Consider the following 13,623-nt stretch of genomic DNA (forward strand, 5'->3'; position numbering starts at 1 on the left):
GCGTGAAAGGGCGGTAGTGTACGCGTTTGGCCTGCCAGGCGTACCGTTACTGCGCGTCAAAGATGCCGAAACGCTGGGTGACATCCGCTAGCAGATGTGACAAACCGGGCGCCTGTGGGTAGAACAAGGGGCGGCTACGACGGCGACGCACGACCCGGAACGGGACTCGGAACGGGAATCTTTACCGCCGACCGGACGTTGACCGGATGACGACGACAGCGACACCTGTCCTGTGGGCGACAAGCCCGGGAGGCACGATTCATGAGTGAGCGAGCTCTTCGCGGTACGCGCCTCGTGGTGACCAGCTACGAGACGGACCGCGGCATCGACCTGGCCCCGCGCCAGGCCGTGGAGTACGCATGTGAGAAGGGGCACCGGTTCGAGATGCCCTTCTCTGTGGAGGCGGAGATCCCGCCGGAGTGGGAGTGCAAGGTCTGCGGTGCCCAGGCACTCCTGGTGGACGGTGACGGCCCTGAGGAGAAGAAGGCCAAGCCCGCGCGTACCCATTGGGACATGCTGATGGAGCGGCGCACCCGTGAGGAACTCGAAGAGGTCCTTGAGGAGCGTCTGGCTGTTCTGCGTTCGGGGGCGATGAACATCGCGGTCCACCCCAGGGACAGCCGCAAGAGCGCCTAGTCGCCCGGCCCTATCGGGCCCGGCTGCTTCATACAGCGCGAAACGCACAACGACCGCGGGCGTCGTACATGATCTCATGTACGACGCCCGCGGTCGTGCGCGCGGGGTGCGGACGCTCGGCCGCGCCGCGTCAGCGCGTCAGCGGCGGGCGGGGACCCTGCGGGGTGTCGTACGGGTCGTCGTGCCTGATGACCTCGCCCTGCACCACCCTGCCGTCGGGCCGGTGCATGCGGACCTGCTGGAAGGCGTCGCCCAGGGTGCCCGGGGCAGCCTTGCGCAGACCGCGCTCCAGGGCGCTCTCCGCCATGCGACTCACCGCCTTCTGCACCGGCGGGAGCAGCAAGAGCAGCCCGGCCGCGTCCGAGAGCAGGCCGGGGATCATCAGCAGCAGGCCGCCGAGCATCGTCAGGCCGTTGCCGCCGCCGCGGGCCGGCGAGCCGCCCTGGCGCAGTGCCTCGTTCAGGTTCCGGAAGGCGCGGCGGCCCGCCCGCTTGATGACCACGGAACCGGCCACGAAACCCGCGACCAGCAGCAGGAACACGGTGAGCCCGCCGGCCGCGCCGGCGACCAGGGTCAGCAGCCAGATCTCCAGCACCAGCCACACGACGAGGCCCAGCGGCAGATACCTGCGCAGCCGGGAGCGCCGGCGGCGGGTGGACGGGGAGGTCGGAGTGCCAGTCGTCATGCTCCCAGTGTGCCTGGGCGCGGCTCAGCACCGGATAAGGGAGCGCTCAGCCGGAGCCGGGACCCGGTGTGCTAGGCGTGCTTGTCCTTGCCGGTGAGCTTGCCCAGGCGGTCCCCGACGCCCCAGGCGGTGACCCGCCACAGCGCCTCGACCACGATGTCCCGGCTCATCTTGGAGTCGCCGAGCGCGCGCTCGACGAAGGTGATGGGGACCTCGACGACGTGGTAGCCGGCCTTCACGGCACGACGGGCCAGGTCGACCTGGAAGCAGTAGCCCTGCGAGGCGACCTCGCCGAGGCCGAGCCCTTCCAGGGTCTCGCGGCGGAAGGCCCGGAAGCCGCCGGTGACGTCCCGGATCGGCACGTCGAGCATGAGCCGCGAGTAGGTGGAACCGCCGCGCGAGAGGAACTCCCGGGACTTGGGCCAGTTCACCACCCGGCCGCCTGGCACCCAGCGGGAGCCGAGGACCAGGTCGGCGCCCTTGAGCGCGGTGAGCAGCCGGGGCAGTTCCTCGGGCTGGTGGGAGCCGTCGGCGTCCATCTCGACCAGCACGCCGTAGTCCCGCTCCAGGCCCCAGCGGAAGCCCGCGAGGTAGGCGGCGCCGAGACCCTCCTTGCCCTTGCGGTGCAGGACGTGGACGTGGTCGTCCTCGGCGGTCAGCTCGTCGGCGAGCTTGCCGGTGCCGTCGGGACTGTTGTCGTCCGCGATCAGTACGTGCGCCTCGGGGACGGCCTTGCGCACCCGGCCGACGATGGACTTGATGTTCTCCGCCTCGTTGTAGGTCGGGATGATCACCAAGGCCGTGCCGAGCGGACCGAACTGCCTCCCCTGGGCCTTGGCCGCGAGGGTCCCGTCGCCGTCGTTCACTGCTGCCCCTTCATGTCGTACGCAGGAGTCCACCATAGTGGTCACGGCCTGGGAGGACAGGACGGCGCGAGTTTCTTGTGGTGTCGATTCCACAAGAAGGGGGTAAGACTGATCTTTTCGGCACCGCCTGCCACGGCGGATGGGGGCCCGGCGCCCTTCGGGCCGACCTGGGACCCGCTGGCTGCGGATCGACCGAAAGCCGTTGTCTACTGAACGCCCGGGCCCCACCCGGGTCACACCTGGCCGACCAGCCTGAACGTTCCCTCTTCGGCGCGGGCGCTGGGCCTGGCTCCCAGCGACGGTGCCCCGGTGCGGCACACCGTCCCTGACCCAGCGGCGCTGCGGCGAGTCGGCTGAACGTCCGCCGGACGGGCGTCCGGTGGTGGACTCGGCCGAACCTACCGGCCCCTGGCCGCCGACTGTCAACAGCCCCCTGACCTGGAAAGACAGCACAGGAACCACGGTCGGTGGGGAGGATGCGCAGGTCGGGCGGCGGGACCGCGGCGGCGGCCGGCCGCCGCGCCACCCCGGGAGATCACTCGCCCGGCCGTACGAACACCGTCCGCCCGCCCACCACGGTGCGCAGGCAGACCGGCAGGTCACGGCCCGGGGTGAGATCGGGCAGCCCGGGAGTGCCGGAGCGGGGGTCGGTGGACCAGCGGGCGACCCGGTCGTCGGGGGCCTGGACGATCAGCTCGTCGGTGCGCCAGACGGCGTAGTCGGCGGGCGCGCCCGGCACCAGGACGCCCGCGTCGTCGCGGCCGACGGCCCGCCAGCCGCCCCGCGTGTGGGCGGTGAACGCGGCGCGGACGGAGATCCGGTGCTCAGGCGTGTGGTGGAAGGCGGCGGCGCGGACCGTGCCCCACGGGTCGAGCGGGGTGACCGGGCTGTCGGAGCCGAAGGCGAGCGGCACCCCGGCGCGGAGCAGCGCGGCGAACGGGTTGAGGGTGCGGGCCCGCCGGGCGCCCAGACGCCGGGCGTACATGCCGTCCTCGCCGCCCCACAGCGCGTCGAAGGCGGGCTGGACGGAGGCGATCAGGCCCAGTTCGGCGAAGCCGGCGACGGTTTCGGGGGTGAGCATCTCGGCGTGCTCGACGCGGTGCCGGGCGGCGCGGACGCGGGCGAGGCCGAGCTTGCCGGCGGCGGCGCGGACGCCGTCGACCACGGTGGCCACGGCGGCGTCGCCGATGGCGTGGAAGCCGGCCTGCAGGCCGGTCTCGGTGCAGGCCACGACATGCGCGGCGACGGCGTCCGCGTCCAGGTGGGCGGTGCCGGCGTGGCCGGCGTCGGCGTACGGCTCGTGCAGGCAGGCGGTGTGCGAGCCGAGGGCGCCGTCGGCGAACAGGTCGCCCGCGGCGCCGGCCGCGCCCAGCTCGCGGGCCTTGGCGGTGTCCTGCTCGGCCCAGTAGCCGACCACCCGGGGGCCCGGCAGCTCGGCGGCGAGCCGCAGCAGGCCGGTGAAGTCGTCCTCGGAGGAGATGTGCGGGCCGCCGCACTCGTGCAGGGTGCCGATGCCGAGGGAGGCGGCGTGCGCCAGGGCGGTGCGCTGGGCCTCGGCGCGCTGGGCGGACGTGACGGCGGCGAGGGCGGCCTCGCGGACGGCGTGGTGGGCGTCCCCGGTGAGCGGGGCGTCCTCGCGCGGGACGGCGCCGGGGACCAGGTCCAGCAGGGCGGTGGTGACGACCGCGGAGTGCACGTCGATGCGGGTCAGGTACAGGGGGCGTCCACCGGTGGCCTCGTCCAGTTCGGTGCGGGCCGGCGGGCGGCCGCCGGGCCAGCGGGCGGCGTCCCAGCCGTGGCCCAGCAGGACCCGGTCGTCCGGGCGGGCGGCGGCGAACTCGCGGATCCGGGCGAGGGCCGCCTCCAGGGAGGGGGCGTCGGACAGGTCCAGGCCGGTCAGGGCGAGGCCGGTGGCGGTGGTGTGCACATGGGCGTCGGTGAAGGCCGGGGTGACGAGGGCGCCGTCGAGGTCGACCACCTCGTCCACGCCGTCGGCGAAGGCGTCGGCGGCACCCTCGGAGCCGACCCAGGCGACCTGGCCGCGCTCCACCACCATCGCGGTGGCGAAGGGGTCGGCGGGGCTGTGCACCTCGCCGCGGCGGAGCAGGACGGTCTGGGCTGGCTCGGCGGTGCGGTTGCTCATGACCGACAGTTTCTCCCGGCGCCGGGCGGCAGCCACACCTGGGGCACCTTCCGGAGGGGCCGGCGCCGGGGCGGGAGCCGTACCCGGGTCGCCTCTGGAGGGGCCGGTACGGCGGGTGGTGGTCAGATCTTGGGGGGCCGGGCCTCGTACGGTGTCGAGAGGACCACCGTCGTCCGCGTCGAGACCCCGGCCAGCGAGCGCACCCGGGCCAGCAGTTCCTCGAGTTCGTGCGGGGTGGAGACACGGACCTTGAGGATGTAGTTCTCGTCGCCGGCCACACTGTGGCAGGCCTCGATCTCGGGGACGCCGGCGAGGCGGTCCGCGATGTCGTCGGGGGCGCTGGGGTCGAACGGCTTCACCGAGATGAACGCGGTCATCGGCAGCCCGACGGCCTCGGGGTCGACCACCGCGGCGTAACCGCGGATGACGCCACGCTGCTCCAGCCGGCGCACCCGCTGGTGCACGGCCGACGTGGACAGGCCCGTGGCCTTGCCCAGGTCTGTGTAGCTCATCCGCCCGTCCTTGACGAGCAGCTGCACGATCTGACGGTCCAGCTCCTCCATGCCGCCACAACCTACAGGGCGGGTGATCTCCACGGATACCTCGGAGGCGCAGGTCACTCCCTGTTCCGTGGAAAAAGCACCGGGACGGGCATCTGCCCTGCGCATGTGACGAACGCCACACCCCTCGAACAGGCTCCGTGATGTTCTCGTGATTACCGCCGAGACCGGACGGGAAGTGCTTGCTGTGGTCGAGGCCGCAGTGCCTTCACGGCCCAGCCTTAGGGGGAGAATCCCATGCAGAGCACCCACCGTCCTGGTAGGTCCGCGTCCACACACCGGCAGCCGGTCGCCGAGCCCGAGCCGGAGGGCGTCGAACCCGACGCCTTCGACGACGAACCGGACGCCTACGACACCTTCGAGATGTACCGGGTGATCTGCCCGGACTGCGCGCAGCCGATCGCGCTGCTGGCGGACGAGGAGGTCCTGCCGGAGCACGCGCTGTGCGCCTCGCCGTGGAACCCGTTCGGGCTCACGGTGTGCGCGGGTACGGGCCGTGCGGCGGCCGACGCCCGTCCCGCGGACGAGTCGTTCGAACCGCAGGAGCAGGACACGGCCCTGCTGCTGACGCTCCCCCAGGGTCTCGACTGGCGGACGCAGCCGTTCTCGCACGTCGGCGGCCCGGGCTCGCGCCCGATGCGCATGCCGGTGATGCGCCGCCAGGCCGCCTGAGCCGCCTCACCACTTCCCGTAGGTGCCCTGCACCATGGCCCGCAGGCTGTCGTGGTGCAGGATCAGCGTGTCCGGGTCCGCCGGGAGGCCGGCCTCCCCGAAGTGCACCCGGCGGTAGGCGATCCGCAGCATGACGATCGCGTGCCGCAGGGCGGCGTACAGCAGGTGGAAGTCCATGTCCCGCGGGGTGTGCCCGGTCAGGCGGGCGTAGCGGGCCTCGACCCGGTCGCGGCGCAGCAGGCCGGGCAGCCCGGGCCGGCCCGCGCCGGTCGTGAGGTCCTGGAAGAACCGGTGCAGGTAGATCGTCCAGCCGAGGTCCACCTCGCGCGGGGCGGGCGCCGCCATCTCCCAGTCCAGTACGGCGACGGGCTCGAAGCCGTCGTAGACGACGTTCCCGATGCGGGCGTCCCCCCAGGTGAGGACGGGTTCGCCGGGCTCGCTCGGCCACAGTTCGGCGAGCCGGTCGAACGCGGCCTCGACGAGGGGTGAGCGGGCAAGACCGTCCACCACCCAGGCGTAGTAGGCGCGTTGGGCGGCCACGTGCCGGTCCAGGGCGTCGCCCGGTCCGGGCGGGTCGGGGAACGGGGCCTCGGACAGCGGCAGCTGGTCGTGCAGCCGGGCCAGCAGCCCGATGGTGGCCGCTTCCAGGTGCTCGCGTTCGGCGTCGCTCGCCGCGTGCAGCCAGCTGCCGTCGTAGGTGTACGGCATGACGTCCGGCGGCACGCGCCCGGTCACCCGTTCCATGACGAAGAACGGCGCCCCGAGCGGGGCCGGGTCCTCCTCCAGCCACAGCACCCGGGGTACGGGCACGTCCGTGCGCCCGGCCACGAGCTCCAGGATGCGGTACTGGCGGGCCATGTCGTACTCCGGGAAGACGGTGTACGCCGCCGGGTCGGCCGCCATCCGCAGCGCGCAGGAGCGTACCGGCGGCCGCGGATGGTCGATGTCGAACAGCAGGGTCTCGCTCGACATGCCGTTGGAGGCGGGGACGGTGACGCCGGTGGCCCGGGCTCCCGGGAGCCGGGTGCGGAGCCAGGCGGTGAGGCGCCGGGTCAGTTCCGCGGGGTCCCGTGTGGTGGTGCGCGGACGAGGTGCCGTGGCCATGGGCGAAGCCCCCTTACGGCGCTGTGGAGGTGAAGTCCGTGAACCCGCTCGGGTCGTGCCGGCCGAACGAGCCGTGCTCGAAGATGCCGTACCCGGTCCGCCCCTCCATGCGGAAGCGCGCGGAGTGGTCGGTGACGCCGTAGGCGGCGAGCGGGTGCGGTGCCGTCATGTCGTAGGTACGGCGGTCCACCCAGCCGCTGCCGCGCCAGGTGCCGTGCTGCCAGTCGTCGGCCGGTGGATAGCCCGCGCCGACGGCGAGCGGTGAGGAGGCGAGGATCTCCACCTCCAGTTCCCGCGGTTCGCGCGCGTCACCGAGGTGGACGACGGCGTGCTCGGGGTGCCGGGTGCCGGAGCGGTAGCCGATCTCCGCCCGGGGCCAGCCGAGTTGGCGGTCGCGGTGGCCGGGGCGGACGACGGTGGCGTCGTTGAGTGAGCGGTAACCGTCGGCGTCCTCCTGCACGACGACCATCAGGAAGCGGTCCTCGAAGCGGACCGGGCACCAGATCCAGTGGAAGCCCTCGGTGGGCTGGTCGGCGGCGAGCCGGCCGCCGTCCTCGCCGGGTATCGGGCGCACGCCCCAGCTGCGGTCCCGGGTGCCGGTCCAGTCCTCCGCCGAGACGGCGAACTCGGTGCCGGCCGCCCGGATCACGCCGTCGACCCGCCCGGCCTGGACGAAGCGGCGCCCTTCCAGGGTGAGCCGGTCGCCCCGGCGCTGGAGGTGGTGCGGCTCCCACAGGGCCGGGAAGGCGGCGGTCCAGGTGAGGTCGTACGCCAGGTGGTCGTCGGTGCAGACCAGGCGCAGGCGCTCCAGCGGCCGTACCACCTCGACGCGCAGCGGGCCGACGGCGAGCCGGGTCCGGTCCTCACCGAGGGCGTCCGAGGCGCGCACGGCGTGCAGGGTGTCGCCGGTGCGGAGGGTGGCGTAGGCGTCGGTCACGCCCAGGTTGGGGTAGACGCCGAGGCCGAGGATGAGCAGGGCGCGGCCGGTGTGGTCGAAGACGTGGAAGATGCAGCGGTCGTAGGCGTTCCGGTCGCCGGTGGCCACGTGCTTCATGGAGAGCGGCACCTGGTGCACCGGGTACTCGTCGAGCGGTACGGGACGGTCGTCGGCCACGGACACCCCCTGGACGATGGTCAGCTGACGGTACGTCAGCTGACCGCAGGTGGCCAGAGGGGGTACCGGACGGGCCCTGAACTGACGCTCGACCCTGTCGGGCGGTGACCTGTCCGGCCGTTGCCGCGTTGTCCGGGTATGACCCTCACGTACGCGACGGCCGGGCTCCAGCGCCGCGTTTTCGTCCCGCGCCCGGCAGAATCGGTTCCGCCGCCGGCGCCGCAGGACCCGCCGATCTACCGCGACCTGCTGCGGACCTGGGCCGACCGGGGCCGCACCCTGCCGGGCCGCCACGACCCGGAGTGGGTGCGGCTGGCCGCCCCCACGGTCCGCACGGGCCAGTTCAGCGACCTTCTGGTCCCGCCAGGTGACGGGCGATGACCATCCGCTGGATCTGGTTGGTGCCCTCGACGATCTGCAGGACCTTGGCCTCGCGCATATAGCGTTCGGCCGGGAAGTCGGCGGTGTAGCCGTAGCCGCCGAGTATCTGTACAGCGTCCGTGGTGACCTTCATGGCCGCGTCGGTGCAGTGCAGCTTGGCCATGGCGGCCTGCTTGGCGAACGGCCGGCCGGCGTCGCGCAGCCGGGCCGCCGCGAGGTACAGCGCGCGGCCCGCCTCGATCTGGGTGGCCATGTCGGCGAGCATGAAGCGCAGGCCCTGGAAGTCGGCGATGGCCCGGCCGAACTGGCGGCGCTGGGTCGCGTAGCGGACCGCCTCGTCCAGCGCGGCCTGGGCGAGGCCGACGGCGCAGGCGGCGATGCCGAGCCGGCCGGAGTCGAGTGCCGCCAGGGCGATGGAGAAGCCCTGGCCCTCCTCGCCGATGCGCCGGTCGTCCGGGACGCGGACGCCGTCGAGGTGCACCTGGGCGGTGGGCGAGCCCTTCATGCCCATCTTCTTCTCGGGGGCCGCGCCGCTCAGGCCGGGCGCGTCGCCGGGCACGAGGAAGGCGGTGATCCCGCGCGGGCCGTCCTCGCCGGTGCGGGCCATCACGGTGTAGAAGTCGGCGATGCCGCCGTGCGTGATCCACGCCTTGGTCCCGTCGATCACCCAGTCGTCGCCGTCCCGGACGGCCTTGGTGCGCAGGGAGGCCGCGTCGGAGCCGGAGGACGGCTCGGACAGGCAGTAGGCGCCGAGCAGGCCGCCGCCCAGCATCGCCGGCAGGTGCTCGACCTGCTGCTGCTTGGTGCCGTAGGTGGCGAGGGCGTAGGACGCGAGCGTGTGGACGCTGACGCCGAGACCGACGGTGAGCCGGGCCGCGGCCAACTCTTCGAGGACCTGGAGGTACACCTCGTACGGCTGGTCGCCGCCGCCGTACTCCGAGTCGTACGGCAGGCCCAGCAGGCCGGACTCGGAGAGCAGGGTGAAGATCTCGCGCGGGAAGCGGCCCGCGTCCTCCTCCTCGGCGGCCTTGGGCGCGATCTCGCGCTGGGCGATGTCCCGGACGAGGGCGAGCAGATCCCTCGCCTCTTCCGTGGGCAGTTGACGCTCCACCGGCTGCGGGTCGCGGTCGGACATGGCGTCGGCTCCTCCCTGTTCGGGCACCGGCGGACCGGCCCGGGGTTGGGGGGCGGCTCCGCCTGATCGTTGCGCTGGGCCGAAGACACCGGCTCCCGGGTTGCGGAAGCTGCTGACCTGCGGCATGCGCTGTGAGTATGCCCGATCGGGGACCTCCCGTCACCAGTTAACGACCGCTTACTTCAGCCGTCCAGTCCGGGGGTCCGGCGGGGTCCGAACCGGCCGGAAACGATCGGCCCGGCGGTCAGCCGTCCCGGCGGGCCGGCGGCGGTGCCGGATGGGCGGGGTCCAGTTCCTCGACGGCGCGCAGGGCCCCGCCGAGCGTCCTCACCAGCAGCTCGCGCATGGCGTCCCGGGACAGCCGGGGACGGGCGATCCAGTCCAGGGTGGCGCCCTCCACGCCGCACACCCAGGACAGCAGGCCCATCCGGGCCAGCGGGGAGACGTCGGCGCGGCCGTAGGCGCCCTCGGCGATCGCGGCGATGATCGCCTCGCGTACGCCGTCCCGGATCGCGTGCACCTCGGTGTCGAAGCCGACGCCGCCGCTGACGATGGTGCGGTAGGCGGCCTGGTGGTGTTCGGCGTAGCGCAGATAGCCGTCGATGGTGCGGTGCGCGCGGTCCACGGCGGGCAGCCGGAGGCTGTCGGCGGCGGAGGTGACCAGGTCGGTGACGGCGTCCTGGATGATCGCCAGATAGTAGCCGCGCTTGGACCGGAAGTAGTAGTAGATCAGCCCCTTGGCGACCCCCGCCTGGCGGGCGATGTCGTCCATGGACAGCGCGTCGTAGGACGTGTCGGCGAACAACCTCCGCCCGATGGCGATGAGTTCGGCGCGGCGCGCCACGGAGCGCTCGGTGCCGCGCACCTGGGTGGCGGCACGCTGGTGCGGCAAGTTCACGGTCGACCCTGGACTAGGCGCGGCGGGACATCCGCAGTATGTCAGAACAAGTCGCACACGTGAGCGGTCGATTCAGAGCAGGCCGAGCTGGGTGACGAGCATGGCGAACACCGCGACGAGGACCCAGCCCAGGGTGTGTTCGAGGATCTTCGGCCCGTCTTCCCCGGGGCCTCCGGTGCGGACGCGGGTGGCGGTGGCCGGGTGTGCGGTCATGGTGGTCCTCGCAGAGGTCGGACGTGTACGACGGAAGTCCCCACCCCTCGCGTCCACCATGCCACCCGCGCCCGGGAGTGCGGCGATGAGCTTGGTCACAGGCCGCGCGGCACCGCCCTCAGCGCACGCCCACCGCGGCGAGCGCCCTGCGCTGGTGCGGGGTCGGATGGGCCGGGAAGTAGAGGTAGCAGACCCCGCCGGTGCCGGAGACGACCTTGCCGGAGGCGTTGTACCGCTTGGTGCGCAGCCAGATGTTCTCCCACTCGCGCCGCTGGTAGACGCGCCGTACCGCCGCGTCGTCCGGGGATGCCGGGTCATTGGCGATCACGTCCCCGTCGGCGGTGAAGCCGATGACGGTCATCAGGTGCCCGGAGGTGCCGTAACCGGCCCCCGTCAGCTCCTCCTTGAGGAACGACTGGGACGTGATGGCCGGGATGCCGGCCGCGATCAGCGTCTCCAGGTCGGCGAGGGAGGCGAGCCGGGTGACGATGCCCTGCAGCCCCTCGAAGGTGGCCGCGTAGGCGGCGTTGAAGGGCCAGTTGCCGCAGCCCTCGTACTGGTGGTCGTAGGTGAAGCGGGCCGCGTTGCACACCTGCGGGTCGGCGTAGGAGGGGTCGACCCAGGACAGCTGCTCGGGGGTGAGCCGGCCGCCCCAGTACTCGATGATCATCTGCGAGGAGGTGGGGCTGCACCAGGCCTCGCCGCCGTTGTCGTACTCGGGGTACTGGCCCTTGTGGATCTCCTGCGAATAGCGCGGGACGGCCAGTTCCTGGGCGAGGCCGGGGGTGGAGGCCGGGACGGTGAAGCGGTCGGGGATGTCGGAGCCCATCGCGCCGAGCCGCCAGACGGTCGGCGTGAGACGGGTGCCGGGCCGGCGGTACAGGGTCAGGCGCAGCCGGTACGACGTCAGGCGCAGGCCGGTGCTCGCGTCGTCGACGGCGAAGGTGTCGGTCCAGACACTGCTCCTGCCGTCGGTCTGGCCGTCCACCGAGGTCCGCTTGATGTCCTGGTCGCCGGCCGCCCAGCGGCCCATCACGTACCAGGGCGTCTCGGTGCCGTCGGAGTACGTGCCCTGCAGTTCGACCTGGAGCCAGGTGCCGGCGGGGGTGTGCGCGTTCCAGGAGGCGACGACCTCGGTGGCGGGCACGGTGAGCCGGTGCACCGGGCCGGTCCAGGTGGCGTACTCCCAGGTGGCGGTGGTGCCGGTGTGCGGGTCGGTGTAGTCGGTGCGCCCGGCGGGGGCGCCGATCACGACGCCGGGACGACGGCCGGACACCGCCCGGGTGCCCTGGGCGGTGCCGGCGCGCCAGTCCCCGTACGTCGTCCAGGCGTGGTAGTCGATCGGACGGCCCTCCGCCCGGTCGGGGCCGTCGGCGGCCGGGCGCGGTGCGGCGGCGGCAGCGGGGGCCGCCGTGCCGGTCACCGCGGCGGCGACGGCCACGGCCAGAACGGTTCTGCGGGACGGCTCTTGGGCTCTGCTCATGGGCGCGACGACCCCCAGGGTGTCCGAGGCGGGCTGGTCCGGTGCGCCAACTATGAACGAGGCCGGATGGCGCTGCCAGCACTTCCGCGTATGCCGCGCCACGAATATTGGTGTGGGCCACTGGAAGGACGGATCCGGCCTCGCACACCCGCACCCGCGCCCGGTCAGACCAGGTCCATCGCCGCCACTTCGTCCGGCCGCCCGTAGCTCACCGGCCCCTGGAAGCGGCGGCGGGCGGTGGCGAACCACCACACCGTGGCCACCAGCAGGACGGCGGCGAGCGCGATCGGCGCGTAGTTGAAGGAGTCGACGGTGATCGGGGAGGCCTGCGGCAGCATGAACAGGACGCTGCTCAGCAGGATCCAGACCACCGCCAGCCAGCCGACCGGCCTGCCCCAGCGGCCCAGGTGCCAGGGCCCGGGCTGGAAGGCGTCACCGAGCCGCAGCCGCAGGAAGATCGGCACGGCGTAGGCCAGGAAGAGCCCGACCACGTTGACGCTGACGATGGCGGTGAACGCCGTGTGCGACCACCAGCCCGGCACCACCAGGGCCAGCGAGCAGCCGACCGCGAACCACACGGCCTTCACCGGGGTGCGGGTGCGCTGCGAGACCGAGTGCCACCAGCGGGAGCCGGGCATGGCGCCGTCGCGCGAGAAGGCGAAGATCTGCCGCGTGTTGCTGGTGAGGTTGGCCAGACCGCAGAAGAGCATCGCGCCGATGACGATGAGCAGCATCACCTTGGCGGCGGTCAGCCCGAGACCGTCGATGAGGATCTGGACGGGCGGGGCGGCGGCTCCGGCCACCTTGGCGTAGTCGCCGATGCTGTAGACCAGCGCCAGCATCAGGACCAGGCCGGCGACCGCCGAATACCCGATGGCGCGGGTGATGCCCTTCGGGGCGCTGACCGTCGCGTGGACCGTTTCCTCGGACATGTGGAAGCTGCCGTCGAAGCCGGTGAAGGTCCAGCTGGTCACGAGCAGGCCGAGCATGCCGCCGTAAAGCCCGCTCGTGAAGCCGGTGTTGTTCTCGAAATGCGTCACGAAGGAAGCGGACTGGTGGTGGTCGGGCATCACGGTGAGTGCGCCCACGATCACGACGAGTCCGATCAGCAGCCACCACACGGAAATGCGGTTCAGTACGGCGACGAGCTGGACGGTGTAGGTGTTGGCGAGCCCCTGGAGCACGATGACCAGGGCCGTGATCAGGACCGTCTGGTGCGCGGTCGGCCGGTAGGACGGCCACTGCAACTGCACGAACACCTGGATGAAGGTGGCCGCGGCATAGCCGGTGGCGGCGGTGCCGCCGACCTGGCCCACGAAGTTCAGCCAGCCCGTGAACCAGGACCAGGCGCCTTTGTGCCGCTTGGCGAGTTTGCCCGCGGAGAAATACAGCGCACCGCTCGTTGGATAGGCGGAGGCGACTTCCGCCATGGCCGAACCGATGAGCAGAACCATGAGCGAGACGCCGATCCAGCCGAACACGAGAATGCGCGGGCCGCCCGCGTTCATACCGAATCCGAAGGACGAGAAAATACCCGAGAGGATGTTGATGATGGTGAACGAGATCGCGAAGTTGTCGAACGCCTGGAAACGCCGGGTGAGTCTTCGCGGATAACCCATCGCGTGCAGGGTGGCGTCGTCGTCGAGCACGACGGGGTCCGCGGCGCGGGCCCGCGACCGGGCGGTCGACATCCGTTCCGACACAGATCGGCCTTTCTCTCGATGGGGGGTGGG

The 13,623-nt window shown here is 72.3% G+C and carries 14 protein-coding genes; 3 read left to right on the plus strand and 11 right to left on the minus strand.

The features are described from left to right. Positions 1-261: 261 nt before the first annotated feature. On the plus strand, positions 262-636 hold the full coding sequence (locus tag ACZ3ZD_RS34275; protein WP_003977404.1) for an RNA polymerase-binding protein RbpA: 375 nt from the start codon (positions 262-264) through the stop codon (positions 634-636). 130 nt (positions 637-766) lie between these two features. On the opposite strand, the gene fxsA is transcribed toward ACZ3ZD_RS34275, so the two are convergent. From fxsA to ACZ3ZD_RS34295, 4 genes are all read right to left on the minus strand, one after another. Then, the gene (fxsA, locus tag ACZ3ZD_RS34280; protein WP_467406360.1) at positions 767-1,321 is read right to left on the minus strand and encodes an FxsA family membrane protein; all 555 of its coding nucleotides are present in this window, start codon (positions 1,319-1,321) and stop codon (positions 767-769) included. A gap of 71 nt (positions 1,322-1,392) precedes the next feature. Beyond that, positions 1,393-2,187 (minus strand): polyprenol monophosphomannose synthase, encoded by a 795-nt coding sequence (locus tag ACZ3ZD_RS34285; protein ID WP_467406362.1) that lies wholly within the window; start codon positions 2,185-2,187, stop codon positions 1,393-1,395. A gap of 535 nt (positions 2,188-2,722) precedes the next feature. Then, positions 2,723-4,330 carry an amidohydrolase gene (locus ACZ3ZD_RS34290; RefSeq protein ID WP_467406365.1) on the minus strand — a complete coding sequence of 536 codons (1,608 nt, stop codon included), beginning with the start codon at positions 4,328-4,330 and terminating at the stop codon, positions 2,723-2,725. A gap of 122 nt (positions 4,331-4,452) precedes the next feature. Continuing rightward, on the minus strand, positions 4,453-4,893 hold the full coding sequence (locus tag ACZ3ZD_RS34295; protein WP_467406369.1) for an Lrp/AsnC family transcriptional regulator: 441 nt from the start codon (positions 4,891-4,893) through the stop codon (positions 4,453-4,455). A gap of 234 nt (positions 4,894-5,127) precedes the next feature. On the opposite strand from ACZ3ZD_RS34295, the gene ACZ3ZD_RS34300 reads away from it, so the two are divergent. Continuing rightward, positions 5,128-5,562 (plus strand): hypothetical protein, encoded by a 435-nt coding sequence (locus ACZ3ZD_RS34300; RefSeq protein WP_467406371.1) that lies wholly within the window; start codon positions 5,128-5,130, stop codon positions 5,560-5,562. Between the two features lie 6 nt (positions 5,563-5,568). Here ACZ3ZD_RS34300 and ACZ3ZD_RS34305 read toward each other — a convergent pair whose 3' ends face one another. Continuing rightward, on the minus strand, positions 5,569-6,666 hold the full coding sequence (locus ACZ3ZD_RS34305) for a phosphotransferase family protein (RefSeq protein WP_467406374.1): 1,098 nt from the start codon (positions 6,664-6,666) through the stop codon (positions 5,569-5,571). Positions 6,667-6,679: 13 nt separating this feature from the next. After that, a complete protein-coding gene (locus tag ACZ3ZD_RS34310; RefSeq protein ID WP_467406376.1) occupies positions 6,680-7,780 on the minus strand; it encodes an Rv3169 family protein in 1,101 nt (366 codons plus the stop codon). Positions 7,781-7,918: 138 nt separating this feature from the next. On the opposite strand from ACZ3ZD_RS34310, the gene ACZ3ZD_RS34315 reads away from it, so the two are divergent. Beyond that, positions 7,919-8,161 (plus strand): hypothetical protein, encoded by a 243-nt coding sequence (locus tag ACZ3ZD_RS34315; RefSeq protein WP_467406379.1) that lies wholly within the window; start codon positions 7,919-7,921, stop codon positions 8,159-8,161. Here the strand turns inward: ACZ3ZD_RS34315 and ACZ3ZD_RS34320 are convergent. The 5 genes from ACZ3ZD_RS34320 to ACZ3ZD_RS34340 all read right to left on the minus strand — a co-directional run bounded on the left by ACZ3ZD_RS34320 (position 8,124) and on the right by ACZ3ZD_RS34340 (position 13,581). Beyond that, positions 8,124-9,296 carry an acyl-CoA dehydrogenase family protein gene (locus ACZ3ZD_RS34320; protein WP_467406382.1) on the minus strand — a complete coding sequence of 391 codons (1,173 nt, stop codon included), beginning with the start codon at positions 9,294-9,296 and terminating at the stop codon, positions 8,124-8,126. The genes ACZ3ZD_RS34315 and ACZ3ZD_RS34320 overlap by 38 nt on opposite strands. A 244-nt stretch (positions 9,297-9,540) precedes the next feature. Then, positions 9,541-10,194 carry a TetR/AcrR family transcriptional regulator gene (locus tag ACZ3ZD_RS34325; protein ID WP_467406384.1) on the minus strand — a complete coding sequence of 218 codons (654 nt, stop codon included), beginning with the start codon at positions 10,192-10,194 and terminating at the stop codon, positions 9,541-9,543. A gap of 72 nt (positions 10,195-10,266) precedes the next feature. Then, positions 10,267-10,407 (minus strand): SCO1431 family membrane protein, encoded by a 141-nt coding sequence (locus ACZ3ZD_RS34330; protein ID WP_467406390.1) that lies wholly within the window; start codon positions 10,405-10,407, stop codon positions 10,267-10,269. A gap of 118 nt (positions 10,408-10,525) precedes the next feature. Then, positions 10,526-11,890 carry a peptidase C39 family protein gene (locus ACZ3ZD_RS34335; protein ID WP_467406393.1) on the minus strand — a complete coding sequence of 455 codons (1,365 nt, stop codon included), beginning with the start codon at positions 11,888-11,890 and terminating at the stop codon, positions 10,526-10,528. 164 nt (positions 11,891-12,054) lie between these two features. Continuing rightward, on the minus strand, positions 12,055-13,581 hold the full coding sequence (locus tag ACZ3ZD_RS34340) for an amino acid permease (RefSeq protein ID WP_467406397.1): 1,527 nt from the start codon (positions 13,579-13,581) through the stop codon (positions 12,055-12,057). Positions 13,582-13,623: the final 42 nt, after the last annotated feature.

It is taken from the genome of Streptomyces sp. NPDC023481 (genome assembly GCF_055560195.1).

Coding starts and splice junctions, on each gene's coding strand:
- ACZ3ZD_RS34275 (WP_003977404.1), top strand. CDS start 262: ATGAGTGAGCGAGCTCTTCGCGGTACGCGCCTCGTGGTGACCAGCTAC.
- fxsA (WP_467406360.1), bottom strand. CDS start 1,321: ATGACGACTGGCACTCCGACCTCCCCGTCCACCCGCCGCCGGCGCTCC.
- ACZ3ZD_RS34290 (WP_467406365.1), bottom strand. CDS start 4,330: ATGAGCAACCGCACCGCCGAGCCAGCCCAGACCGTCCTGCTCCGCCGC.
- ACZ3ZD_RS34295 (WP_467406369.1), bottom strand. CDS start 4,893: ATGGAGGAGCTGGACCGTCAGATCGTGCAGCTGCTCGTCAAGGACGGG.
- ACZ3ZD_RS34300 (WP_467406371.1), top strand. CDS start 5,128: ATGCAGAGCACCCACCGTCCTGGTAGGTCCGCGTCCACACACCGGCAG.
- ACZ3ZD_RS34305 (WP_467406374.1), bottom strand. CDS start 6,666: ATGGCCACGGCACCTCGTCCGCGCACCACCACACGGGACCCCGCGGAA.
- ACZ3ZD_RS34315 (WP_467406379.1), top strand. CDS start 7,919: ATGACCCTCACGTACGCGACGGCCGGGCTCCAGCGCCGCGTTTTCGTC.
- ACZ3ZD_RS34320 (WP_467406382.1), bottom strand. CDS start 9,296: ATGTCCGACCGCGACCCGCAGCCGGTGGAGCGTCAACTGCCCACGGAA.
- ACZ3ZD_RS34330 (WP_467406390.1), bottom strand. CDS start 10,407: ATGACCGCACACCCGGCCACCGCCACCCGCGTCCGCACCGGAGGCCCC.
- ACZ3ZD_RS34335 (WP_467406393.1), bottom strand. CDS start 11,890: ATGAGCAGAGCCCAAGAGCCGTCCCGCAGAACCGTTCTGGCCGTGGCC.
- ACZ3ZD_RS34340 (WP_467406397.1), bottom strand. CDS start 13,581: ATGTCGACCGCCCGGTCGCGGGCCCGCGCCGCGGACCCCGTCGTGCTC.